Below are 24,855 nucleotides of genomic sequence, written 5' to 3'. Positions count from 1 at the left end.
TATAAAAAACTCTACATCATATATGATTTATAAGATCTAAGAAGGTAACGTTCTACAAATTCAGCTAATCCACCATTTTCGGAGTGTCATGTAACAAAATCTGCAGCTGCTTTCACCTATTTAGAACATCATCATAATGATCATAGTCAATATGGTATAAAGCTATACGTCTCATTTTGCCATACTATTTTTGTTGTATTTACAGAAAATTTACAAAGTATTAATTATTGTTTTACAGATTTATGGTAATTTTACATAGTCGAATATTGACTTAAGGAGAGGAAACCATGAAAATCCCAAATGAGAGAACGGAATCTTATGATTTGGATCATCCTGAATATTATAATAACCGAGAGTTAAGTTGGTTGGATTTTAATAAAAGGGTGCTGGAAGAGGCAGAAGATAACGGAAACGCCTTATTAGAACGATATAAGTTTTTAGCTATCTTTAGTTCGAATTTAGATGAATTTTTCATGGTTCGAGTGGCTGGTTTACTTGACCAAGTTAAAGCGGGTTTTAATAAGCCTGAGAACAAAGCTGGATTAACGCCTAAAGAGCAACTGAGTGCCATTTCGGAAATCACTCACAACCTTGTAAAGCAGCAAGAAAATTTGTATTTTAATGAATTAACTCCTCTTTTAGCAAAAGAACAGGTAGAAATTTTGAAAATTAATAACTTAACATCAAAAGAATTAGAAAGGTTGGAACAATTTTTTGATGAACAAGTTTATCCTGTTTTAACCCCTTTGGCCATTGATGCCTATCGCCCCTTTCCTATGATCTTAAATAAATCTTTAAATTTAGCAGTCATTATTGAAGAGAATTCGCTAGATGAAAAGAAGCACCGAGAATTGGATGGTAATTTAGTGATTGTCCAAGTTCCTTCGGTGATTGATCGCTTGGTAGAAATCTCCCCAAAGAGTACGGCAAGGAAATTCATCCTTTTAGAGGAGGTCATTTCTTATTTTATCAATAAATTATTTAAAGGTTATCAAGTGAAATCGGTCACCCCTTTTAGAATTACTCGAAATGCCGATCTGACCATTCATGAAGATGAAGCAGTCGACTTATTGGAGGAAATTGAGGAAGAATTAAAAAAACGAAAATGGGGAGCAGCAGTCCGGTTAGAAGTACAGCAGCAGGATAGTGATATAAATTTGATTCAATTCCTTAGTAAGGAATTAGAGATTCATAGTAAAGATGTCTATGCTGTACAAGCACCATTAGATTTCACCTTTCTATTTTCTTTTTGTAAAATTATACAAACGTCGCATGAAAGTTTAGGTCTACAATCATTCATCCCTCAACGTCCACAAGATTTGGATCGAGAAGGGAACATATTTGAGGAAATTGAGAAAAAGGATATATTACTTCATCATCCATACGAATCGTTTGAACCCATTATTAAGTTTATGTCTCAGGCAGCAGACGATCCCAATGTATTAGCCATCAAGCAAACTCTCTATCGTGTTAGTGGAGATTCACCAGTAATAAAAAGTCTTAAACGTGCTGCTGAAAACGGAAAGCAAGTAACCGTTCTCGTAGAGTTAAAAGCACGATTTGATGAAGCGAACAATGTGCAGTGGGCAAAAGAATTAGAACAAGCTGGCTGTCATGTGATTTATGGAATGACGAATTTAAAAACGCATAGCAAGATCACTCTCATTGTCCGTCGTGAGAAAGGAAAAATTCAAAGATATGTACACTTGGGTACAGGGAATTACAATGATGCCACAGCAAGGGTTTATACGGATATGGGATTGTTGACATGTAACCAACAGATTGGAATTGACGCGATTAATTTTTTTAATTACTTAAGTGGATATATGGAGAAACCAGTATATCACCATTTATCTGTGTCCCCTTTTGGGATTAGAGAAACCTTTATTGAGCTTATTAATAGAGAGATTAGTTATCACCAGCAACATGGTCAGGGTAGGATTATTGCAAAAATGAACTCTTTAACTGATAAAAAAATGATTAAAAAACTCTATGAAGCCTCAATCGCTGGAGTGAAAATTGATCTAATTGTAAGAGGTGTCTGTTGTTTAAAACCGGGAATTGAGGGAGTCAGTGAAAACATAAAGGTCCGAAGTATTGTAGGGACTTTCTTAGAACATACAAGGATTTTTTATTTTCATCATAATGGAGACGGTAAGATATTTTTATCTTCAGCAGATTGGATGACTCGAAATATGGAAAACCGTGTTGAAATCCTCTTCCCCATCTTGAAAGATCACCTGAAAGATCGAATCTATAAATGTTTGTTACTTATTTTGAGAGATAATTGTAAAGCAAGAGAACAAGATTCAAAGGGTCGTTATCGCTATGTTCAGAGGAAAAGTGATGAGGAGAAAATAAATAGTCAAGTATTATTGTCCCACCAGGCTTACCATCATATTTCTCTAAACGAAGGAAGTAATGTCCCGAAGCATAAGAAAGGATTCAAACCATTTAAGCTTTCCTTAAAACTTAAGCTGCGAGAAATTTATAGTTCCATTATCATGAAGAAGAGTGTACATTAGGTATATTATCATGATGCTTAATAAAATAAACTTATATTCAAGAGTAAACTACATGGGGGAGTCATCAGTGAAAATAAGAATAAAGTTAATTTTACTTGTAGCTGTATTAACAGTTGCAGTGGTGTTAACAGGTAGTTTATCGGCATTTCAACTGAATAATACTAAGAATGCCTACACAGAAATGCAAGAGGATGAAGAACTTCAGTTAGTATTGAAATCTATTCAATACCGATTTACAGGGATATCCAATGACGAAAGAGCGTATCTATTAACTGGAGATACAGAACTTGTTGAAGGAATTGAAGAGAAAAAAGGGAAGATTGCAGAGTATTTTACGGAACTTGAAAAATTTAATTTGAATGCAAGTGATATGGAGGATATTAAATCTATTAAGGAAAACTTAGATGAATATTTTTATGCAAATCAAATAATGGTAAGTCAATATCAGAGTGGTCATGTTGAACAAGCTTTAGAAACACATATGAAAGATCAACGGAGTATCAGAAAAGAATTAGTTGACCCAAGTATTGATAAGATTATAGAAAAGGTCACCAAAAAAGTAGAAGAAGAAAAAGAGACATTAGCACATACCCAAAAATTGGAAACAACTATATTTTATACACTTATCTTGGCCTTGATTGTAATTGGATTGGTTGTTGCATTCTTTATCATTCGTTCAATCGTAAAACCAATAAGTGTAATGACGAAATCTCTTCAAGAAATTGCTAAAGGAGAAGGAGATCTTACTCAAGAAATTTCCATTTCCAAAAAAGATGAGTTAGGTGTAATGGCTCAATCATTTAACGAAATGATACGTAACTTACGCGTATTGATTAAACAAGTTGGATTAAGTGCTGAACAAGTAGCGGCTGCTTCTGAAGAGTTAACGGCAAGCTCTGAAGAGACAACTCGTGCTACTGAGCAAATTTCAACAACCGTTCAAGAAGTAGCAGGTGGATCTGAGAAACAAATTTCAAGTCTAAAAGAAACAGCAAAAACCGTCAATCAATTATCTTCAATGGTTTCTAGGGTGGCTAGCCATTCTGAACAAGCAACCAAGACCGCTGATATTGCTTCACAAAAGGCAGAAATAGGGAATAGTGCAATTGTAAATATCGTCGCTCAAATGAATGGGATGAATGATACAGTGAACCAATTATCATTAGAAGTGGCAAGACTAGGGGAGCGCTCTAATGAGATTAGTAAGATTGTTGAAACCATCACAGGAATTGCAGATCAAACCAATTTACTTGCGTTGAACGCTGCTATTGAAGCCGCTAGAGCTGGAGAGCATGGACGTGGATTTGCGGTCGTTTCGGATGAAGTTCGAAAGCTTGCCGAGCAGTCATCAATATCAGCCAAACAAATCTCTGAACTGGTTGAGACCATTCAAACGGACACAAAACGTACGGTGAAGTCCATGAATGATACAACAAGCAAAGTATCAGAGGGAATTACTCTAGTTAGTGGTGCAGGTGAGTCGTTTGAACAAATTAAACAATCCATATGGGAAGTTTCCAATCAAATTCAAGAGGTTTCACAAGCCTTTCATGTCATGCGTGAAGGCACGAAGGATATGGTTCAAGATATTGAAACATTTGAGCGTATCTCTGAATTAACGGACAAAGGAACCCAAGAAATGGCTTCAGCCACAGAGGAGCAGGTAGCGTCAATGGAGGAAATCGCAGCCTCCTCTGCTTCATTATCTCAAATGGCAGAAGAGCTACAAACGCTAATTAAAACATTTAAAGTGTAATAATAAGTGAATAAATAAGTATTAAATCCTTACTTCTATGCAGGAAGTAAGGATTTTTTGTTGAGTAATTAATGGGGGTGATACTTCATAGCGAAGGAATCGCATTTCATGATTCAAGTATTGAAGAAGGATTATTTTCTTATAGTGGAGAATAGACACCTATAAATATAAGGGGTGAGAAAATGGTAATTAATAATGGTAATGTTGGTTCTAAATTGATTCCATTCAGTCTAATAGAGCAAAAAGAAGAAACCAATCATCTAATGATTGTCTTGCCTGGGGCTGGTTACACCACACAGGCTCCACTGTTACGATTTACAACGGGCGTATTCTACAATAAAGGTTTCGATGTGTTGCATATTAACTATACATTTAATAGGCAGGAGTTATCTGTACTAAGTGAAGAGGATTTCACTAGAGATGTACAACATGTCATTGACCATGCAATAAAGAACAAGAAATATAGTAATTATTATATAGTGGCTAAATCGATAGGCACAGTAGCTTTAAGTTATCTATTAAATCATACGATGTTTAAGGAAGCGAAAGTAGTATGGTTGACTCCATTATTACAAAGAGATGATGTATTTCACGCATTGGTTAATAGTAATCATAAGGGACTTTGTATTATTGGAGATAAAGATCATTGTTTCATTGTGGACCGCTTTGAAAAGTTGAAAGATAATCCTAATCTTAGTTTCAAAGTAGTCGAAGGTGGAAATCACAGTTTAGAGCTTGATGAAGAACCAATAAAATCTATTGAACTATTGAAAAGTGTCATGATTGATATTAGTGAGTTTTAAAAACTAACTAGAAGAATAAGAAGTGCGCCTCTAAGGTTAGAATTATTATGAAGGATATTTAAGAATACATTCTACTCGGAGGTATGGTATGAAGGGCGAATTAACTGAAAGTTAATTTCAAGAAATAATCCGCAGAAGAAGTAACGGTGAAATAAGCTTTGCCCAATTTTTAGAAGAATTGTCCCAACGAGGCATAAATGAATACGAAATAGACGTTGCTACGGGTCAAGCCACATATAGGGGAGCCCATTCAGAGTTTAAAACAAATTCTCAAGTAAGCTTGGTTATATCAGATGAATATAATAGAAGTAAGGCACTTGAGGCAATCGCTAACATCTCTCTCCCTTTTTTAGATTTCTTAAAAGAGATGGCTGGTGCTGGAATGGTAACCTATCGTGTGTACATACCTGAGAAAAAAGTTATATATATGGGTATCAGAGGAGAAAAATTGGAAGAACAGCTTAAAGTTTAGCCTAATAAGAACGAGTTCCCTTTTAAACGGGAACTCGTTCTTGTTATATTATCAAATGGATTGATTATTCCTAGAGCTACCACAAGAATTAGCTAACTAGCATGAAATAATGTATGATGTTAGGTAATATAGGCGCTTATTAAATATCTTTAATAAGTTGTGTGATAGCATGCTTGAAAGATCAGTTGGACTTAAAAAGTCCGTGAAAATGATGTTCAACAGCAAATAAATGATGTTGAGGGATAAAGCTATGAAATTATTAACGCTAAACTGCCATTCTTGGCAGGAAGATAATCAATACGAGAAAATCATGCATTTGGTTGAAACGATAAAAGAGAATTCTTATGATGTGATTGCCTTACAAGAGGTAAACCAGACGGTAGAAGAAGAAGTTGTCTATGGAAATATAAAAAAAGATAATTTTGCTTTGGTCTTAATAAACGAACTTAAAAAACTAGGGGAAGATCAATACTCACTTGTTTGGGGATTTTCCCATTTATACAAAAACTTTGAAGAAGGATTGGCAATTATAACCAAACATCCTGTGATAGATGAACATTCTTTCATTGCCTCAAATAGTATGGATTCAACGAATTGGAAGACAAGAAAGATTGTTGGTGCAACCATTCAGTACGATGATAAACCACTTTCTTTTTATTCTTGTCATATGGGCTGGTGGCATGATGAAGAAGAACCCTTCAAAGATCAGGCAGATAACCTTCTAAAACATGCAAATATGGATAAAATGGCTTTTTTTATGGGTGACTTTAATAACGATGCCTTCGTTGATGGGGAGGGCTATGAATATTTACTCAGTCATGGACTTATTGACACCTATCATCTTGCAGAGAATAAAGATGAGGGTGTGACGGTAGAAGGTGAAATTGCTGGATGGGAAGGCAATGTTTTGAAAAAAAGGATTGACTTAATTCTCACCAATCACAAAGTTCCGGTGATTTACTCAAATGTAATATTTAATAACAAAAATAAGTCAGTAGTATCTGATCATTATGGAGTAGAAATAAAATTAAATTGGATTGGGTAGGAGAGTGGAATATGGAAAATAACGTTTTTGAAGAGATGGCAAAAAGATATGATACAGAAGAAAGAATGGAATTAGCTAAAGTAATTGTTAAAGAAGTAAGACCCGAATTACAAAATTGTCAATCGAAGTCATTAATAGATTATGGAAGTGGTACGGGTCTAGTTAGTTTAGAATTATCAGATTTGGTAGATTCTATTTTGTTGGTGGATTCATCAAAACAAATGTTGGAGGTTGCGAAAGCAAAAATATCTCACAGAGGAATTACCAACTCAAACGTCCTTTATTCAGATTTTACTCAAGACACTCCTGAACTAAAGGCAGACATCGTGTTACTATCACTAGTCCTTCTTCATATTCCCGATACTAAAAAGATTTTACAAGAATTGTTCAACATTTTAAATCATGATGGCAAGCTAATTATTATTGATTTTGACAAAAACGATAAAATAAGTCATCCGAAAGTTCATAACGGCTTTTCACATAATGAACTGAAAAAGGTTTTATCCGAAGTGGGTTTTAAATCAACTAGCATTAAGACATTCCATCATGGAAATGGTATTTTTATGAAGCAAGATGCCTCCATGTTTATATCTAGTAGTATAAAGTGATGTAAAAAAATTTTGAAAACAATTAAGGAAGGTTTATAGGCTTTTTAATAGGGGTATATCTTAACTGTATGACAACGAATATGGGATGGGATGTTAAGCTCGTTTCAATAACATTGATTTAAAAACTAACCTGAACAATTATCTTTTTTATCAATCACGTTGCTTAATATCTCATCAATATTAGATTTTTACTAGTTAATTCAAAACTCCTGGGTAGATTGTATAGGGTTCTGTTTTTGGGGTCATTCGGACAGGGCACAAAGAAATTAGTCTTTGGTAGTCCGAAACCAGCGGTGATTTGGACAGGGCACGAAGGAATTAAGCCCTTGGTGTCCGAATCCAGAGGTCATTCGGACAGAGCAAGAAGGGAATAAGCCCTTGGTGTTCAAATCCAGAGGTGATTCGGACAGGGCACGAAGGAATTAGCCTTTGGTAGTCCAAATCCAAAGGTGATTTGGACAGAACTGGAAGGAATTAGCCCTGGGTAGTCCAAATGCCAATTTATCTTAAGAACTTGAATATACCTTTGGTTAATAGAAAAATATTGTGAGTCAATTCTATGCCATTTTATGTGTCATTGTATACTTATGCACTCTAAATCGGAACCCTTTAGGTAGATTGAAGAGAGCTTTTTAGATAAATGCCAAGAAACTGTTCATAAACAAACCCCCTTCAGTAAAGTTGAAGGGGGTTTAATATTACTATTTTTTCTCAATGATAACGAATAAAACACCTGTGAGAATTAGGAAAGAGCCGATCCAAAAGGTTACACCTATCGTTTCTCCTAGTATAAGCCATCCAAGTAAGGTTCCAACCAAAGGCTGAAAGAAGAAAAAGATCCCCCCGCTTGAAGCGTTAAGCATTTGTAATCCACGATTCCAAAGTAGAAATCCACATGCTGTTGAAACAATCCCCAAATACAAGAGTCCTCCCCAAATAGTCGGATCTGTCAGTTGGGATAGATTAATTTTATGTAATCGTGGCAGAACAAAAGGAGTGAGCACGATTAGAGCGACCAAAATGGAATAGGTTGTTACCACAATTTGTGAATAATCACTCGGCAATCGCTTTACGAGTACAGACATGAGCGCCCACGTTAAAGCTGCAATAAATAGGGCAATACCTCCAAGTGTACTGGACATATTAACATCACCGATTCCAACAATGAGAATTACTCCAAATGTCGCGAAAAGAACGGAGATTCCCTTTTTTATCGTCATTCGTTCTTTAAGAATTAAGCGAGCAAATACAACCATAAATGCTGGTGTTGAAGAAGTTATAATCGCTCCCATTTGTGCTGTGGAGAGCATTGTACCCGTTTCCTGAGCAACGATTGAAATCGCATTACCAATGATCCCAATGGCTATGATTATTAAGAAGTAACGTTTTTCAATTCGCCATTTTTGTCTAGTGATCAAGCCAATAATGAGAAGCGTAACAATAGCTACTAAATATCGCATCCACACAAGTTCAAGTGGAGGTATAACCGATACGACAACTTTAACAACAACGTACATTCCGCCCCAAATACTTGAAGCCAGTATCAAATATAAAGAGCCTAATAAGGTATTTTTCATTTTTTGTACCCTCCGTCTTTTGATTAGGTCGAGAATGCCCCTAACGGAGAGATATAGGAGATGTATTCACCTTCACTCCATTAAGAGCAGAAGTGTGAGACTGGTACATCATTTTCAAATAATGGAGTCCAATACATGTTGATTCACCTCTAATCGAATTTATTTATAATAATATTTTTTAGAAAATTATAACAAATAATATGTAACTCGTGTGTGATTAGTTTATTAAGATAAAGGGAGATAAGATATGAAAATAGGTACTTAACAAAACGAGGGAGAGATTTAAAGATAGGGATCGCAACGACAATCTTATTGTAGAAAGGGAGGTTAGTTAAAGAAGCATCCCACTGTATTTACTAAAGTAAAAATATTTTGAAATATGAAAGTTGACTTCAGAATCAATTTTGAATAAAATAATTGGTAATTATAAACCAAAAGCAAAGAAGAGAAAAAGTAAAATGATATTGTTTTTCACCAGAGAGCTTCGGTAGCTGAAAAGAAGCAAAAACATTCATTTGAACAATGGTCTCTGAGCTTCGTACTGAACGTAATTTATGTATTAGTAGGATACGACGGGATTTGGCACTCGTTATCAATGTCACAGTATAAGAGTAGCATTTAATAATACTCCGTACTTGTTGAGGCAAATAGTGTGAGCTATTTGCAAATTAAGGTGGTACCACGAGGAATTTCAAACCTCGTCCTTAACTATTACAGTTAAGGACGAGGTTTTTTTGTTTTCAAAAATAATCATATTGGGAGGTTTTTATTAATGAGTATTTTTATTGGTGGAGCTTGGGCTTATGCGAACGGCTCATTACATTTAGGTCATATTTCAAGTTTATTGCCTGGAGATATTCTTGCGAGATATTACCGTTTAAAGGGGGAAAAAGTTTTATATGTTTCGGGAAGCGATTGTAATGGAACTCCTATTACAATCAGGGCAAAACAAGAAGGTGTCACGCCAAAAGAGATTGCAGATCGCTATCACCAGGAATTTGCAGATTGTTTTACAAGATTAGGCTTCACATATGATATGTATACAAGAACAGATACAACACATCACCATAAAATCGTTCAAGAGATATTTTTAGAGTTGCTTGATAGAGGATACATTTTTAAAAAGGAAATTGAACAAACTTATTGTGAATATGATCAGCAATTTTTACCTGATCGTTATGTTGAGGGGGTTTGTCCTTATTGTGGTGCAAATGCTCGGGGTGACCAATGTGATGCTTGTTCCAGCGTGTTAGAACCACTTGAACTGCTTGATAGAAAATGTAAAATATGCGGGAATCCGCCTACAACAAGGTTTGCAGAGCATTTTTATTTTTCTTTAAGTTCCTTCCAAAATGTCTTGGAACACTATACGCAAGAAGCCGAAGACAAGAACTTATGGCGGGAAAATGCTATTTCTCTTACGAAACGCTATTTAAAGGAAGGATTACAAGATAGAGCCGTTTCAAGGGATTTGCCTATTGGGGTAAGTGTTCCAGTAGCTGGATATGAAGATAAGAAAATCTATGTATGGATTGAGGCGGTATCAGGATATTACACAGCAAGTAAACGATGGGCAAAGGAAACAAATAATGATGATACAATGTTTTGGGATTCCTCTACTCAATCTTATTATGTTCACGGGAAAGATAATATCCCTTTCCATTCGATTATATGGGCTGGAATTCTTGCTGGTCTTGGAAAAGAACCATTACCAACGCATATCGTTTCAAACGAGTATTTGACTTTGGAAAAGAAAAAATTATCTACAAGTAAAAATTGGGCTGTTTGGGTCCCAGATATTTTAGAAAAATACAAACCAGATTCCATACGGTATTTTCTAACAATTAACGCACCAGAGAACAGAGATGCTGATTTTTCTTGGAGAGAGTTCATATATAGCCATAATAGTGAGTTATTAGGTGCTTATGGCAACTTCGTTAATCGGACTTTAAAATTTATTGAAAAGTCATTTGCTGGTGTTATTCCTGAAAAGGACATAACTTCGCATATTCAGGATAAAGTATATTGCTTATACAATGAAGTAGGTCGTTTTATAGAAACTGCCGCCTTCAAACAAGGGTTGGAAAGAGTATTTGAACTTGTTAGATTTTCGAACAAATACTTTGATGAACAACAACCTTGGAAACAAAAAAAGGATGATTCCGAGTCTTGCAAACAAACTCTGGCGGATTGCGTTTATCTTATTGCCAATTTAGCTCATATCCTTACTCCATTCCTCCCTTTTTCAAGCGAAAAAGTCAAGGAAATGATAAACACAACAGAAACCGAATGGGGAGCGTTTGTTGTTAAATCTCAGCATTTGTCAAAAGTAGAACCATTGTTTGAACGAATAGACCCAGTAAGAATTGAAGAAGAGCTTGAAAGATTAAACAACCAAACTGTTTTAAAATAAAAGGATTAAATATATTTTATTATTTAAATTTCATTCTTTATAGAGAATGTGAAAGTTTTCACTTAAACTAAAGGGGGCATTAATTAAAGAAAAGATTACTACTGAAGTGGAAGAAACTTCACTCAATTGATTCAGCGAGAGCCGTGGGTAAAATGGATTAGTAGAGTATTTCTATTCTATTATCCCATTAATAGATTTGTAAAAAAACGTAAGGAAAAAGATCGAATTTTGTTCACGCATTCTTTATAAATCTATAAATATATCTACACACTAGTTCAACATCCATTTTCTAGAATATATTTGAATTCAATATTAGATAGGAGATGGAGAGCATGAGAAAAAAATTATTAATAGGTACAGGAGTAGCTATTACGTTGTTATTTAGCCCGCTGAGTCAGGCGTTTGCAGAAGAGCCAACAGTAGGCGAAAGAAAACAAGTGGATAATGTAGCGCACCGTGGTGCAACAGCTTATGCGCCTGAAAATACGATTGCTGCTTTTGATCTAGCAGTTGATATGAAAGCCGATTATATTGAAATCGATGTTCAAAGAAGTAAAGATGGTGAATTAGTCTTGATTCATGATACAACAGTGGATCGTACAACAGATGGAACAGGAAAAGTAGGGGAATTAACATTCGAACAGCTTAGAAGTCTGGATGCAGGTAGTTGGAAAGGGGAACAATATGAAGGAGAACCAATCCCAACATTTGAAGAGATTCTTGATCGTTACCGGGGAAAGGTTGGAATCTTAATAGAATTAAAGGCTCCAGAACTTTACCCAGGGATTGAAAAACAAGTGGCGGAAGCATTAAAAGAGCGAAATCTCGATAAACCACAAAATGAAAAAATCATTATTCAATCTTTTAATTTTGAATCAATGAAGACGACGAACGAGCTTCTTCCGCTAGTTCCGATTGGCGTATTAACTTCTAACCGTGCCCATACAACACCGGAAGCTTTACAAGAATTTTCAACCTATGCAGATTGGTTTAACCCAAGCTATGGAATTGTGACAGAAGAATTAGTGAATCAAGTTCACTCTCTTGGTATGAAAATTGGGTCATGGACCGTACGTAGTCAAGAAGCAGCAGACTTTCTATTCGAACTGAAGGTTGACGCCATCATTACGGATTATCCGGATTATGTAGATCCTAGAAACTAATATTCTTGATGTTGGATAATAATATAAAAGAGTAGTATTTACGTAGATAACGTTAAATACTACTCTTTTTTTATTGAATATAATGTGATTCTGTGGTAAATTTATATAGATAAACATCGTTTAATTAAATTTTATTATATTATCCCTATCTTAATTATACGACGAAATCGATGCGTTAGTCAACCTTTTTATAAAAATTTTTAAGGAGTGTTGGTATGAATGAGGAACTTCAGCAGGAGCAAAAACGTGTAGATCGTGTAATGGAGACAATTATAGAGGAAATCAACAAAGTGGAAACAGAAGCTTCCAGGAGTAGGAACGAAGTGGTTCAGATCCGCAAGCACTTTTGGGATGAAGTCAAGGTGAGTACGGATACCTTTGATGATTACCTTGAGACCATTATCGGCTTGCGGCAAGAGGCTCAAGCTCTGTCCGTAAACTTAAGCACCCATAGGCATGCATCCAAGCGTTTATCCACGCTGCGCCGAATGCAGGAGGTTCCCTATTTCGGCCGGATTGATTTTATCGAAGAAGGGAATTCAACTCAGGAACAAATCTATATTGGTATCTCCTCGCTAAGTGATACTAGTGGAGAACATTTCCTGATCTATGACTGGAGGGCTCCTGTCTCGAGTGTCTACTACGATTACCAGCCCGGTTCGGCTAAGTATGTCACACCTGGAGGCACAATCGAAGGCATATTAGAGAAAAAGTGGCAATATCTTATCCGCGGCGGCGTTCTTCAATCGATGTTTGATACCAGTCTCACCATTGGAGACGAGATTTTACAACAGGTTCTGGGCAAAGGTACCGACAAACAGATGCATAATATAGTAGCAACTATTCAACAGGAACAAAACCGGATCATCCGTCATGACCAGGGGAGGCTGCTCATTGTTCATGGTGCTGCAGGCAGTGGCAAGACATCGGCCGCCATGCAACGAATTGCTTATTTGCTCTACAAATATCGAGATCGTCTGAATGCTGATCAAATCATTCTATTTTCGCCTAATACCATGTTTAATAGTTATGTATCGAATGTGCTGCCGGAACTTGGCGAAGAGAATATGCAACAGGTCACATTCCAAGAATATTTGGATCATCGTCTGAGTAAAGAATTTTATGTTGAAAATCCATTTGAGCAATTGGAATATGTGTTAACAGCAGCGAATACTCCTTCGTACAAGTCGAGGGTTGCGAGTATCCAATTCAAAGCATCTACCCGATTTTTTGAGGCGATTTCATCATACAGACAGTCACTTGAAGGTTCGGGAATGCTATTTAAGGACATTACCTTCAGAGGGAAACCGATCGTAACTGCCCAACAAATAGCAGAAAGGTTTTACAGTCATGACACTTCACTTCGCTTCCATAACAGACTGGAAAGCTTGAAGGATTGGCTCATTAAGAAAATAAATGAGGTTCAAAAGGTTGAACGTACGAAGCAGTGGGTTCAGGAGGAAATTGAGTTGCTAAGCAACGACGATTACCATAAGGCACATCGCTACTTAGCGGAAAAACGAGGTTTTAAAAGAGAAGAGATTGCCGACTATGAGATGGAACCGGAAGCACTTGCCCGAATGTTGGTTCATCAGAAATTGAAGCCGTTACGAAAACGAGTCCGAGCGTTTCGTTTCTTAGACTTAAAGGGAATGTACAAACAGCTTTTTGCTGATCCCCTGAAGATCGAAGGATGGATAGAAGGGGAGACTCCAGCGGGGTGGGAGGCTATTTGTCGAGCGACGCTGGAAATGCTAGATGAAAATAAACTATTTTATGAGGATGCTACACCATTTTTACTTTTGAAAGAGCTAATTCTAGGCTTTCAGTCGAACAGTTCAATCAAACATCTCGTTATCGATGAAGCGCAGGATTATTCGCCGTTTCAATTTGAGTTTTTGAAACGTTTGTTTCCAGCAGCTAGGATGACGGTGCTTGGCGACTTTAATCAGGCGATATTTGCCCATGCTAGCGAAATGGTTGATTTCAACACACTGACCAGTCTTTACGGACCAGATGAAACGGAAATAATAAATATAACAAGGAGCTACCGATCCACCAAACCAATCATTGAATTGACAAGAAGACTCGTTCCTAATGGTGAAAGGATTATTCCTTTTGAACGTGACGGGGATCCGCCCGTACTGAAACAATTGGCGGATCACAAAGAATTGCACAGCTGCATTGCCTCCAAAGTCGCAGAATTAAAACGTCTAGGGCTTAATAGTATTGCGATCATATGCAAATCGGCCGAAGAAAGTAAAAGTGCCTATGAAGCACTTTCTAGTATCGATAATATTAAACTCTTAAAGAGCAGTTCGCTTGAATATGAGCAAGGAGTAGTTGTAGTGCCATCGTACTTGTCCAAAGGAATCGAATTTGATGCCGTCATTATTTATGATGCATCGGAGTATGTATATGGTGACGAGAGCTTGCGCAGAGTTTTCTACACGGCCTGCACCAGAGCGATGCATTATTTGCAGCTTTACAGCGTAGGTGAACCGAGCCCGTTTTTACGAAATGTAGGTAATTAAGTATCTAACTTCACCATTTTATGGGTCTTTATAAGCCGGTCGATAAAAAGCTGCTGATTCTATATCTGGGTTCAAAAGGGTCCGCACTTATCGGTTGGGGGATCAGGTTAATTAAGCACCCGAGCTGATAAATAGACGGAGAAATTCCGTTTAATTATTAATTATTAAAAAAAAAGGTTTATATAGCCGGAGAGATTCCGCCTATTGGCTCGAAAACTTAGAAAATAGGAGATTTTGCTTTGCATAAGCGGAAAACCTCCCCTTATTTACCCCAAAACGAGGCTCCATTCTGCATCTAACCGGAAATTCTTCGCTTATTTTACTTTTGCTAGTTACTCGGTTAAGGACAAAACATCTGAGTTTTATCTTAAAAATCCAAGAAGACCTCGTTTTGACAGGTAAGTGAAGTATTATATAAATATCATTTTTTTAATCATAATTTAGAAACTCGCCAATATGGCGAGTTTTACTATTTTATATAGCAATAACGCTACCAATACGATTTTAAATTAGATAGTCAGCTTTTTTGTCCTTCTAGGGCAGTCTTATAATAAATGCTGAAGTAAACCCGTTACATAAGACAGCCCTTTTATCGTGATTGACTTAAACCAACTTACTTTAGCTGGTTTTAAGTTGGGATCTTCTATATACGATTCATCCTTTGCTACTTTTAAGCTCTTTTTAAAGTATTGGTCCATTTCCTTTTCGAGATTTGTGGTAAAGTCCATGCTATCAATGACGACCATGGACTCCGTATTTAAAAACGCCGACCTGGAATCTACATTAAATGCTCCAATGGCACTCAATCGATCATCAAAGATAAATGTTTTGGCATGGATGGAGTCCGGCCCTTGATATTCCATTACATTTATACCCTTTTTTACCATTCCGTTGATATGCTTAATATGCCCTGAATAGGCCACCACATTGGCTGTCGATGCCATGGAGTTTGTTAATATCGTTGTCTTTTCTGGTGGTATCTGTAACGAATCCATATAGGTGCGCATAGGTTTCGTTGGAATCACATAAGGACTTTGGATGATTAAGGACTGTTTTGAATTCTTCATAAGATTCGTTAAGTCATACCAAGCCCAAGGTTCTTTATTAAATCGTTGGATAGGATTATGAATAAAGGTGACTTTTTTAGTAGGGAGGGACATTTTTATCCAATCATAATACGTATTGAATAATTTTTGATCCGTTTTTCTCAAATTCTCTAGTTTCTGTTTTAATTGATGAGTGGTTTCTTTTGCTTTCTTTTGTTGGCGTGAGGATAGTTTATGAATGGGAACCTTTGTAATGGGATGCTCCCAGACTTCATTAAAGTATCCTTCCATTTGATTCAACACACTGTCTTCCTTTGTCGAGGGATTCGTATTAATGATTAGAACATCTCGGTCATTGGTAGGGGACTTTTCCCCTTCTTGAATAAAATAACGATTCCCGATATTTCTACCGCCAATCAATGCATACTTATTGTCGATAACCAGTATTTTATCATGAAGACGATTATTCCATGTCCAAGGTAGGATAGGATTAAAGGGTTCATAAAATTTAACCTCGATGTTTGGATGATTGATTAAGGCATATTGAAGATCTTTTAGACCAAATCTAAGACCATGGAAAATTCCATCTAAAAGGATCCTTACCTTTACACCACGATCGGCCGCATCCAAAATCATTCCGAATATTAAATCGGTAATATATCCTTTATGTATCGCATAATAAGCGACATCAATAGACTCCTGTGCATTTTCCATTAAGTTCACACGGGCAACCCCAGAAAACATTTTTTCTTCCAGAAGAATCACACGATCCTGGGAGTTCTCATTTCCATAGAATCTTTCCACCTTATGCTGTTCCTTATAGGTGCTACTAACCTGCGGATGTTTATCTTTAAAAATAACAATGCCGAATATGACAACATACAGTAAATAAAAAATGAGGATAATCATAGCCGCACTCCTAACTTTTTTAATTGAATGTACCTCCTTCCAACACCAGAAAAGCAGTAATTGTTAATAGTTTGTACAACATCTTTTGCAATATGAAATAACTTGGAAAATAAGAAAAAAAGCAATGTCAACTTAGACATTGCTTTGGTTCAATCTATAAACCTAATGTTTTATTCGGTACTTTAATTCTGAACGTAATATGATCATTTTTTAAATCAAAACTTTGGACCTTTACTTTAAAGTTACTTTTCACTTCCATTTGTGTTACGCCAATATAGATCAGTTGATTTTTAGGATCAATTTCAACCCATTCAGGTGCTTTTAATTCTTTCTTCACATATTCAAGAATTTTCTTTTCAGGCAATGCCAATAACCCAAGTGACATATCCGATGCATACAACACAAGGTCTCCGTTTTCTTGTACCGAGGGTTCTAATGTGATCGATATGGGTATATCGGTCTGAAAGGCTTCGATGGACCCCAGCAATTGAACGTTTTCATCAAGTTTGACGGTATATTTATCATCTTTATCGTTCATGAAATGGTCGACATATTCATTGACGAGTTCATTCAAATTTTGCTTACTCGAAGTAATCGTAAACTCGGCCCCGGGTTCCTCTTCAATAAATTCTTTTATAGGTATGTCTGTATCTGATAGGGGCCAAAATAAAAAAATGAAGAAAAATAAAACAAAGCAAACATTTAATCCAACTATACCTAAAAATAATTGTTTCCATGATGGTTTTGTTTTTATTTGTATTTTCATCGATTTCACCTTCTATTCTAGATCTCCATCTGGTAACTCCGTTTCTTCATAGTATTCACTTAAATACTCAAGAACGCGCTGTGCCATTAATTTATACCCACTCGTATTGGGGTGGAAATTATCTTCAGATAACAGGTTGGTGGTAGAATTAGAGAATAAGTCTTCTGTAGGAATATAGGATACATTCTCAAACTCTTCTGTAACTGATTGCCCGGCTTGATTCCAATCATTTAGAATCATATCTAGCTGCTCAATATCACCAAAGTAACGCTCAAATGGATTATAAAATCCAATTAAATAAATCTGAGTATCTGGATTTATTTCATTTATTTTATGAAAAATAGCCGTTAATCTCTCAATATAACTAATTTTTTCTTCTTGAAAGGGCTCTAGATGAAGGTTTGTATAATTACTTCTAACCACTTTCATAATATCATTTGCACCGATTGTGATTAAAATGATATCAGCATCCTTTATAGCTGATGAAATTTCTTTGTTTTCCAGCCTCTTTAACAATTGATCCGTCCGATTCCCTCTTTTTCCGAAGTTCTCAATGGAAATATTCATATGATTATCTTCGAATGTGTGGTTTAAAATGCCTACATAACCGCCACTCTCTGTTTCATCTCCGACACCTTGAGTTAGGGAATCACCTATAGAAACAATTTTTTTATCATGAGTAAAAAAAGTAATGGCACCTTCTAGCATTTCTCTGACTTTCTCTTTTACCTTCTTTGCTACGGGTTGATCATCAAGGTCAGTTTCTGCTTCTTGTTGTTGTTCTTCCTCCGCTGTAGGTTCAACAGAATGACTATCTTGTTCGTTAGAAATAGTTGTTGAAACACTCACAGGTTCCTTCAGGTTACTAAAAGACGGAAGAAGTATATATAGAAGGCAACATCCTAAAATTACACCAGAAGTACTGATCCAAACCTTCTTTTTCTTCAAACCATCACCACCACCAGTTTATATTAATATCGGTGTCTTCTGTATTTTAATGAGTCAACATGTCATTTTACCATTCATTGACTAGTAAATTAAGAGAATGATATATATTTAACACTTCTGTAAGAGTTGTAAACGTGCAATATTTATTTCTCTTCTACAATATTCAGCTAATATCCTTAGTGAAACTGATATTAAAAAAACGGATTTTAACCCAAGGTATCAATGGGTTGAGACGTGTTTTTTCGTCGCCTCCTATCTTATCAATATATGAGAGGAAGTGTTCAATTTACTACTGGCGAGAGGTGCTGAAAAAAGGATGAAGAAGAAGATATTATTGAATAAATGAATCTTTAATTCTGTTGGAACGTAAATCCTACCAGAATTAAACACTCTATCGGTGGGTGTAGTGGTCGAGGTATGTTCGGCAAATTGCTTCAAAGGGGGGGATATGTTTGAGAAAAACATTTGAGTATTTACTTCTTTCACTAATGTTAATACTTTTTATAACGGGGTGTAAACCTGATGCTAAAAATGCAAGTGAAGATATTTTCCAATTTAAAGACTCGTTTGTAGGTGATAACAGTGCAGTAGGCAACATTGTAAATCAATTGCCTGGAGCAGAGCATTTAAAGCATTATGAACTTAAAACAGATGTCGAACCCTATGGTATAACTTTAAATTATAATGGTTTAAATTCAGAGCAAGAATATCAAGAAACAGTTATATACAATGCAACATTCTTAATTGCATTAGTTCAAAATGTTGATTGGATAACCGTTCATTCTGACAAAAGAGAATTTACAATTACAAAAGAAAATATACAAGAATGGTATAGTAAAGAATTAAGAGATGTCCCAAACGAACTTGAACTAATAAAACTTATAAACAAATGTTTAGTAGACATAAGCCGCAATAATGTTATTTCTTGTTTCAGCTCTCTTCTAAAGGTCCAAAAATAAAGTAATAAGGTTTACTTCAGTAAAATAAGGTATATTATATTTGGTGTATAGATTCTCTTTAAGGATAAGTAGGTGAACGAAGTGGGGAAATATCAATTGGATACCAAAGGTAAGGTAGCTGTGACAAAGTATCATGAAAAAAACAAGCCTGCCAAATTTGATAAAAAGCAGCAACTTGAAAAAATACGTGCGGAATATCTAAAAAAGAAGCAAGAACAAACAGATAAATAATATGAATGTAAACATAGGAAGACTAAAATCTCCCTATGTTTTTCTTATTCAAAGTTCTTTTTTCAAGACTTAGGTAGCTAAATAAAAAGATGAGTCTCGCTCTTTTCAGCAAGTTACTTTCTCAACACCCTACACTCAAAGATAGTCAGGGATACGTGCATTCTACTAAAGGCGCAGGTTTATGTAATAAGGAAATGAACAGTAGACACATAATGCACATTAAAAATACTCATGATATAAGTTCAAATATTAAATTTCCGATCCAAACTGCTAGCAAAATCCAAATTAAAATAAAGAGAATGCCAACTAACCAATTTTTTGGTTTTCCATTCTTCTTCATCTCTTCAGCCATTGTCCGATTTTCCTCTATTATATGAGGTGGTATCAATTTTAGGGCAAGGGAGATTCCTAAAGGAACGAGAATTAGGTCATCCAGATACCCTAAAACGGGGATAAAATCAGGGATTAAATCAATTGGACTAAAGGCGTATGCTACAACACAGATTGCTACAGCTTTTGCGTACCAAGGAGTTCTATTGTCTTTGTAAGATAGGTAAAGAACGAATAAATCTTGTTTTAATTTTCTTGCATAGTTTTTAAATTTAGTTAATTTATTGTCATTTTTCATTATTAAATATACCCCCATCCACAACAATTATAAATTATTTACTGGTTAGGTAAACTGATGAATTAATGAACAGTTCGAAAATACTGAACACGAGTTGAACAAACGAAGCAGGTTTATGGAATAGGAACTATTCTTATTAGTAAAAATCGGGTGATTGCATTAGGTATAAATAGAAAAGGATTTCTTCGGGAATGATATATACAAACAAATTGAAAGGTCGATGTTATTGAAGAAAAAGAAAATGTTTTCCCTAACTATGATAGTAATTCCTTGGCTTTCTGTTTTGTTTATGGACAAGAAATCATTCTTAAGGTATTTACCTGTTGCTAGTTTTGTTAATCTATTTATAAGTGTCTTTAGTGTCATCAGCAATAAGAAAAGATGGTGGAAAAATAAAAACCCATTTTCCCCAGGGAATGTAGATTTCTCATACATATTAGGGCCATACTTTGTAGCAACATTATGGATATTTAAATTTACTTTTGGTAATTTCCCGAAATATTTGATTGTTAATGTAATACTAAATATCCTTAATGCTTTTCCTATGGCTACTGTGTGGGAGAAGGTGGGTGCATTTAAATTTAAAAAAATCACTCATATTAGTTGGTATTTTATTTGTATATTTCTATCAATTATTATCTACGGTTATCAATATGTTATCGAAAAAACGATTGTAAATGAGAGTAGACTAAATTAAAGTTATTAAATATTTACACTAGCTACTGTTAAAAGGGTGTTGATCCAGAGGTGGATTAATGCCTATTTCTTTTGAATTTCTTTGTTGTATAAAAGGAGCAGATTAGTAAAATAAGAAATGTGTAATAACCTCCTACTTTTTCTCTAGTAGGAGGTTATTTAGGTTATTGATAATATTTTGATTGCATACCCTAGGTAATATAAAAAACATTATTACTTATTTACCTTAAGTGTATACATTTATTATTGCTCAATCGTTGTATAAGTATAGGGAGGAACAAAAATGAATAAAGAAAATGTGCTTGCCTCCTATCTTATCAATTTAGGAGAGGAAGTGTTCAATTTACTACTGGCGAGAGGTGCTAAAAAAGAGGATGCAGAAGATATTATTCAAGACACCTATTAAAAAGTCTATACACTGTTGAATGACCTTACAGAGAGGAATATACGTCCTTGGTTTCATAGAGTATCACTTAATCAATTTATAGCCGTGTTGGTTCTGTTACCAATCCTTTATATAACGGGTAATTACTTTGCAGCCAAAAGGTCATCGAGACTTCACGATAGATTATTCTTACATAATGCGATTTCTGAACCTAATATTCAAATTGACTCGCAGGTGACCAGTAATTCATCAATGTTTGGCGGAAATATTATCACGAATCGGTCCAAAAATATTAACGGTTACATAGTTCAATGGAGCACTCTTACAAGTTCGTATGATTGGATTCGTAACAATATAGATTACAATGAATTAGTTCCTGGCTTTCATTGGTCAGATGCAGATTTTTATGAGTATGACAAACAAACAAAAAATAAAGTTGCAACATTTTATCATCCATCGATTAAAGAATACTATGATAGTGTACAAAATGAGCTAGGGGAAATATCACAAATGCAGAATTACGTTGCAGAAGTTGCCATTTCTTTTGACCAACCTTATACCTTTAAAGAAATTCAAGAAAAAATTCCAGACAATTTAAACATCGTGTGGTTGTATATGACATCACCTATTGTCGATGAAAGTAACGGGCCTTCTGGTATGCCAGTATATGGATTTAATACGTCAGATTCTCCGAAACAGGCGTATAGTAGTTTTATTGATGCACTAGAAGAATATGATGCTAATGGTTATGACGAAACAATCCAAAAGATTTTAACTTCAAATAAAGATAAATTATTTGATAAAGTAAAAATTTCTGGAGTGTTGCTCACTGGTCAAACAGAAAATTTCAAGAGCCTAGAAAACCAAGCTTTTATTCGTGGTGCTTCAGTTGGAGCAACGGCAGAAATTGTCCCTTATATTAAGCCAAATAAATAATATAGTAGAAGTCTGTTTATTTATTGGACTGGATAGTATTCGAGGAGGGATCGCTGAGGCTATCTTTTACCTTGTTGTAGAATAGGGGGGGATAGTTTAATAACAATATGAGTAACCTTTGAGGAATTTTATACGTCTTTAACCATAAAGGTGGGGTGTATATGAACAAATGTCTTTTTGTATTAGCTATTCTTTTTGGTTTTACCATAATGGGGTGTTCAAAAGCGGGAATGTCAGAAGAAAAGCCTCCAGACGTCTATTTAAAAATTGGTAATGAAGAGTATGAAACAAAACTTGGCACTTATTGTTGGAGAGGTACATGTGCTGATACGGCAGGACCTGTAGACCTTTTAAAGGGAAAAGAACCTATTAAAGTAAATCCTGGTGAGAAAATATCTATTATAATGGACTATGAACCAAAACCAAATGAATTCCATCTTACTCAGATTAGTGAAAGTAATGAAAACGAAAACGAAGTCTCGGTTAAAGAAGACGGTTTTTCCGCACCAACTCAAAAAGGGGTATATCATTATGCTTATGGTGTATGGTGGATGGATGAAAAGGAAGAGAATCTATCTCATGGAGATGCATTTTATGCATTCGTTTTAGAAGTAAAGTAGTTCTTTAATAAACTATAGGTCGACTCTTCAGTAATGGAGGTCGCCTTTTTCTTATTCCACTAACGGAGCAGTTATATTTAATAAGAGGTTATGACAAATTGTTATAATATTAAAAAAATAATTTAATCTCTTGGGGAGAAAAGATTATGAACTTACAAATTTGGATAGCTAATGAGGGAGATATTCCGAATGTTCACAAGCTTATGTTAGAAGCGTTCGAGGAATATCGATTCCTTGATGTTCCTTCTAGTGCATTAAATGAACCATTAGAAACTCTCCAAACTGCTTTTAAGAGTGGTTTGGAGCAGGCGTTATTATGCTCGGTGGATGGGATCCCACTTGGTTCATTAAGATTTACAATTAAAGAGGTTCCATATATTTTTCAAGAGTATCTGTAGCACCTAAAGCACGAGGGAAGGGAATAGCCAAGGAAATGTTATTGTGGCTCGAAAAATATGCTAATGATAATAGTAAAATGAAAATAGAATGTCGAGTTCGAGAATCTTTACCTAAGAATATTAGTTTATACGAGGCTATGGGTTATATTGTTGCTAAAGAAGAAGTTGTAACCAACCCTAATGGCTTCTCTGTTAAAACAGTGTTAATGGAAAAACTTTTATCAAAAGAAGTTCGTATTTGATTCATTTGGACGATATTTTTTAATTACTCACAAAAGGAGGGATTAAGCTAAGGTTATGAACCTAACATTTGAAGAAAAGAGGGCATTGATCCAAGAAGGATTGATGCCTATTTGTGTTAGAATTTCTTATTGTAGAAACGAAGCAGGTTTTGTTTAGGAAGGATTATTTTTACCAATATATAGAATATAAAAGTATTCAAAATATTAATAGGGGGCAATATGGCTGAATACATAAAGGAAATAAGAGAACTTATAGGTAGCAGACCATTTATATTGGTTGGTTCAACAATTGTAGTGATGAATGAGAAAAAAGAGATTTTATTTCAACACCGTTCTGATTCAAAAGAATGGGGTTTGCCAGGTGGAGCAATGGAAATGGGTGAAACATTAGAGCAAACTGCTGAACGTGAACTTTATGAAGAAACGGGGTTAAAAGCAAACAGTTTTAAGTTTATTGATATTTTGTCTGGAAGTAATCTTTATTATAAATATCCTAACGGTGATGAAGTCTATAACGTAATCTGTGTCTACTTAGCACAAGAAACAAGTGGTGAGTTAGCTATGAATGATGGTGAGAGTTTGGATTTAAGATATTTCTCCATCAATGAATTACCCTGCGAGCTTGATGAAAGAGCAAAGATAATTATAGATAAACATTTTATTTAAGATAAGTTTTTTCGTTGTAGTCTTTTATATTTGATAGCCCTCTTATTTTTTAAAACCAAGAAGTTTGTGAACTATTTTACTTAAAGTATAGGGGGCGATTCTTCTAATGGAGGATCGTTTTCTCTTATTGTAGAAAAGGGGCAGAATAGTTGAATGAGACGTTTGGGTTTTTATGGTGAAATATATAAAATGGAAGAGTGAACGGAGAGGTGAACTTGAGTGACAAAGAAAAAGAATTTATATGTACTATCTTTAATCATTTTGGCATTACTGATATTATCAGCAGTGTTAAATTTTAATTCGTTTAATTATGCAAAAAATTCTTGCATTGAAAACGGTAAGACTCCAATAGTTGACTCGACTTTATTAGCAATTAATTGGAGTGTTTCTTGTGAATAATGCATCCTTTGTTATTTAACAAACGGAGCAGGTTTATGGAATAAGAAATAAACTCTAGACAGAAATTGTACAGCAGAAAAAAGCCGAGAGCTGTAACCTCCCGACTCGCTTAACTTTTTTTAAGTGCCTT

Annotated in this window: 23 protein-coding genes, 1 pseudogene and 1 other annotated feature; of the genes and pseudogenes, 19 read left to right on the top strand and 5 right to left on the bottom strand. The window is 35.3% G+C overall.

What is annotated here, in order from left to right; translation table 11 throughout:
• Positions 1-287 precede the first annotated feature (287 nt).
• The 7 genes and pseudogenes from ACQ5H4_RS17420 to ACQ5H4_RS17390 all read left to right on the top strand — a co-directional run bounded on the left by ACQ5H4_RS17420 (position 288) and on the right by ACQ5H4_RS17390 (position 7,209).
• Positions 288-2,525 (top strand): RNA degradosome polyphosphate kinase, encoded by a 2,238-nt coding sequence (locus tag ACQ5H4_RS17420; RefSeq protein WP_430776267.1) that lies wholly within the window; start codon positions 288-290, stop codon positions 2,523-2,525.
• A 10-nt stretch (positions 2,526-2,535) separates the two neighbouring features.
• Positions 2,536-3,339: pseudogene (locus tag ACQ5H4_RS17415) on the top strand (HAMP domain-containing protein); the annotation flags it as partial.
• Complete coding sequence (locus ACQ5H4_RS17410; protein WP_430776348.1) at positions 3,313-4,281, top strand: methyl-accepting chemotaxis protein; 969 nt, start codon at positions 3,313-3,315, stop codon at positions 4,279-4,281. The pseudogene ACQ5H4_RS17415 and the gene ACQ5H4_RS17410, both read left to right, overlap by 27 nt.
• Positions 4,282-4,463: 182 nt before the next feature.
• Positions 4,464-5,084, top strand: a complete 621-nt coding sequence (locus ACQ5H4_RS17405; RefSeq protein ID WP_430776266.1) for an alpha/beta hydrolase — start codon at positions 4,464-4,466, stop codon at positions 5,082-5,084.
• A 124-nt stretch (positions 5,085-5,208) separates the two neighbouring features.
• On the top strand, positions 5,209-5,556 hold the full coding sequence (locus ACQ5H4_RS17400) for a DUF1398 family protein (protein ID WP_430776347.1): 348 nt from the start codon (positions 5,209-5,211) through the stop codon (positions 5,554-5,556).
• Between the two features lie 250 nt (positions 5,557-5,806).
• On the top strand, positions 5,807-6,601 hold the full coding sequence (locus ACQ5H4_RS17395; protein ID WP_430776265.1) for an endonuclease/exonuclease/phosphatase family protein: 795 nt from the start codon (positions 5,807-5,809) through the stop codon (positions 6,599-6,601).
• Positions 6,602-6,612: 11 nt separating this feature from the next.
• On the top strand, positions 6,613-7,209 hold the full coding sequence (locus ACQ5H4_RS17390) for a class I SAM-dependent methyltransferase (protein WP_430776264.1): 597 nt from the start codon (positions 6,613-6,615) through the stop codon (positions 7,207-7,209).
• 701 nt (positions 7,210-7,910) lie between these two features.
• Here the strand turns inward: ACQ5H4_RS17390 and ACQ5H4_RS17385 are convergent.
• Positions 7,911-8,786: a DMT family transporter gene (locus ACQ5H4_RS17385; protein ID WP_430776263.1), complete on the bottom strand. Its 876-nt coding sequence runs from the start codon at positions 8,784-8,786 to the stop codon at positions 7,911-7,913.
• A gap of 431 nt (positions 8,787-9,217) precedes the next feature.
• Positions 9,218-9,495, top strand: a binding site (T-box leader).
• A 63-nt stretch (positions 9,496-9,558) separates the two neighbouring features.
• On the opposite strand from ACQ5H4_RS17385, the gene metG reads away from it, so the two are divergent.
• From metG to helD, 3 genes are all read left to right on the top strand, one after another.
• Positions 9,559-11,199 (top strand): methionine--tRNA ligase, encoded by a 1,641-nt coding sequence (gene metG / locus ACQ5H4_RS17380; protein WP_430776262.1) that lies wholly within the window; start codon positions 9,559-9,561, stop codon positions 11,197-11,199.
• Positions 11,200-11,531: 332 nt separating this feature from the next.
• Complete coding sequence (locus ACQ5H4_RS17375; RefSeq protein WP_430776261.1) at positions 11,532-12,362, top strand: glycerophosphodiester phosphodiesterase; 831 nt, start codon at positions 11,532-11,534, stop codon at positions 12,360-12,362.
• 215 nt (positions 12,363-12,577) lie between these two features.
• A complete protein-coding gene (helD, locus tag ACQ5H4_RS17370) occupies positions 12,578-14,896 on the top strand; it encodes an RNA polymerase recycling motor HelD (protein ID WP_430776260.1) in 2,319 nt (772 codons plus the stop codon).
• A 545-nt stretch (positions 14,897-15,441) separates the two neighbouring features.
• Here helD and ACQ5H4_RS17365 read toward each other — a convergent pair.
• The 3 genes from ACQ5H4_RS17365 to ACQ5H4_RS17355 all read right to left on the bottom strand — a co-directional run bounded on the left by ACQ5H4_RS17365 (position 15,442) and on the right by ACQ5H4_RS17355 (position 18,565).
• Positions 15,442-16,851 (bottom strand): phospholipase D-like domain-containing protein, encoded by a 1,410-nt coding sequence (locus ACQ5H4_RS17365; protein WP_430776259.1) that lies wholly within the window; start codon positions 16,849-16,851, stop codon positions 15,442-15,444.
• A gap of 154 nt (positions 16,852-17,005) precedes the next feature.
• The gene (locus tag ACQ5H4_RS17360; protein ID WP_430776258.1) at positions 17,006-17,617 is read right to left on the bottom strand and encodes a YpmS family protein; all 612 of its coding nucleotides are present in this window, start codon (positions 17,615-17,617) and stop codon (positions 17,006-17,008) included.
• A gap of 12 nt (positions 17,618-17,629) precedes the next feature.
• On the bottom strand, positions 17,630-18,565 hold the full coding sequence (locus ACQ5H4_RS17355; RefSeq protein WP_430776257.1) for an SGNH/GDSL hydrolase family protein: 936 nt from the start codon (positions 18,563-18,565) through the stop codon (positions 17,630-17,632).
• A gap of 452 nt (positions 18,566-19,017) precedes the next feature.
• Between ACQ5H4_RS17355 and ACQ5H4_RS17350 the strand changes: the two genes are divergently transcribed.
• Both ACQ5H4_RS17350 and ACQ5H4_RS17345 read left to right on the top strand, forming a co-directional pair.
• Positions 19,018-19,524 carry a DUF4825 domain-containing protein gene (locus ACQ5H4_RS17350; RefSeq protein WP_430776256.1) on the top strand — a complete coding sequence of 169 codons (507 nt, stop codon included), beginning with the start codon at positions 19,018-19,020 and terminating at the stop codon, positions 19,522-19,524.
• 81 nt (positions 19,525-19,605) lie between these two features.
• Entirely contained in the window at positions 19,606-19,755 is a 150-nt protein-coding gene (locus tag ACQ5H4_RS17345; RefSeq protein ID WP_191701804.1) for a hypothetical protein, read from the top strand.
• A 229-nt stretch (positions 19,756-19,984) separates the two neighbouring features.
• Here ACQ5H4_RS17345 and ACQ5H4_RS17340 read toward each other — a convergent pair whose 3' ends face one another.
• Entirely contained in the window at positions 19,985-20,383 is a 399-nt protein-coding gene (locus ACQ5H4_RS17340; RefSeq protein ID WP_430776255.1) for a YkvA family protein, read from the bottom strand.
• A gap of 226 nt (positions 20,384-20,609) precedes the next feature.
• Between ACQ5H4_RS17340 and ACQ5H4_RS17335 the strand changes: the two genes are divergently transcribed.
• The 7 genes from ACQ5H4_RS17335 to ACQ5H4_RS17305 all read left to right on the top strand — a co-directional run bounded on the left by ACQ5H4_RS17335 (position 20,610) and on the right by ACQ5H4_RS17305 (position 24,326).
• The gene (locus tag ACQ5H4_RS17335) at positions 20,610-21,080 is read left to right on the top strand and encodes a hypothetical protein (protein ID WP_430776254.1); all 471 of its coding nucleotides are present in this window, start codon (positions 20,610-20,612) and stop codon (positions 21,078-21,080) included.
• A gap of 282 nt (positions 21,081-21,362) precedes the next feature.
• The gene (locus tag ACQ5H4_RS17330) at positions 21,363-21,485 is read left to right on the top strand and encodes a hypothetical protein (protein ID WP_430776253.1); all 123 of its coding nucleotides are present in this window, start codon (positions 21,363-21,365) and stop codon (positions 21,483-21,485) included.
• Positions 21,486-21,524: 39 nt separating this feature from the next.
• On the top strand, positions 21,525-22,400 hold the full coding sequence (locus ACQ5H4_RS17325) for an anti sigma factor C-terminal domain-containing protein (protein WP_430776346.1): 876 nt from the start codon (positions 21,525-21,527) through the stop codon (positions 22,398-22,400).
• Between the two features lie 161 nt (positions 22,401-22,561).
• Positions 22,562-23,020 carry a hypothetical protein gene (locus tag ACQ5H4_RS17320; RefSeq protein WP_430776252.1) on the top strand — a complete coding sequence of 153 codons (459 nt, stop codon included), beginning with the start codon at positions 22,562-22,564 and terminating at the stop codon, positions 23,018-23,020.
• A 146-nt stretch (positions 23,021-23,166) separates the two neighbouring features.
• Positions 23,167-23,418 carry a hypothetical protein gene (locus ACQ5H4_RS17315; RefSeq protein ID WP_430776251.1) on the top strand — a complete coding sequence of 84 codons (252 nt, stop codon included), beginning with the start codon at positions 23,167-23,169 and terminating at the stop codon, positions 23,416-23,418.
• 35 nt (positions 23,419-23,453) lie between these two features.
• Positions 23,454-23,660: an N-acetyltransferase gene (locus ACQ5H4_RS17310; protein ID WP_430776250.1), complete on the top strand. Its 207-nt coding sequence runs from the start codon at positions 23,454-23,456 to the stop codon at positions 23,658-23,660.
• 219 nt (positions 23,661-23,879) lie between these two features.
• Positions 23,880-24,326: an NUDIX hydrolase gene (locus ACQ5H4_RS17305; RefSeq protein WP_430776249.1), complete on the top strand. Its 447-nt coding sequence runs from the start codon at positions 23,880-23,882 to the stop codon at positions 24,324-24,326.
• Positions 24,327-24,855 lie beyond the last annotated feature (529 nt).

Source organism: Bacillus coreaensis (assembly GCF_050586445.1).
GTDB classification, from domain to species: domain Bacteria; phylum Bacillota; class Bacilli; order Bacillales; family Cytobacillaceae; genus Robertmurraya_A; species Robertmurraya_A coreaensis.
Note: the sequence above shows the minus strand (reverse complement) of the source record. Positions and strands in the feature narration are given on the sequence as shown.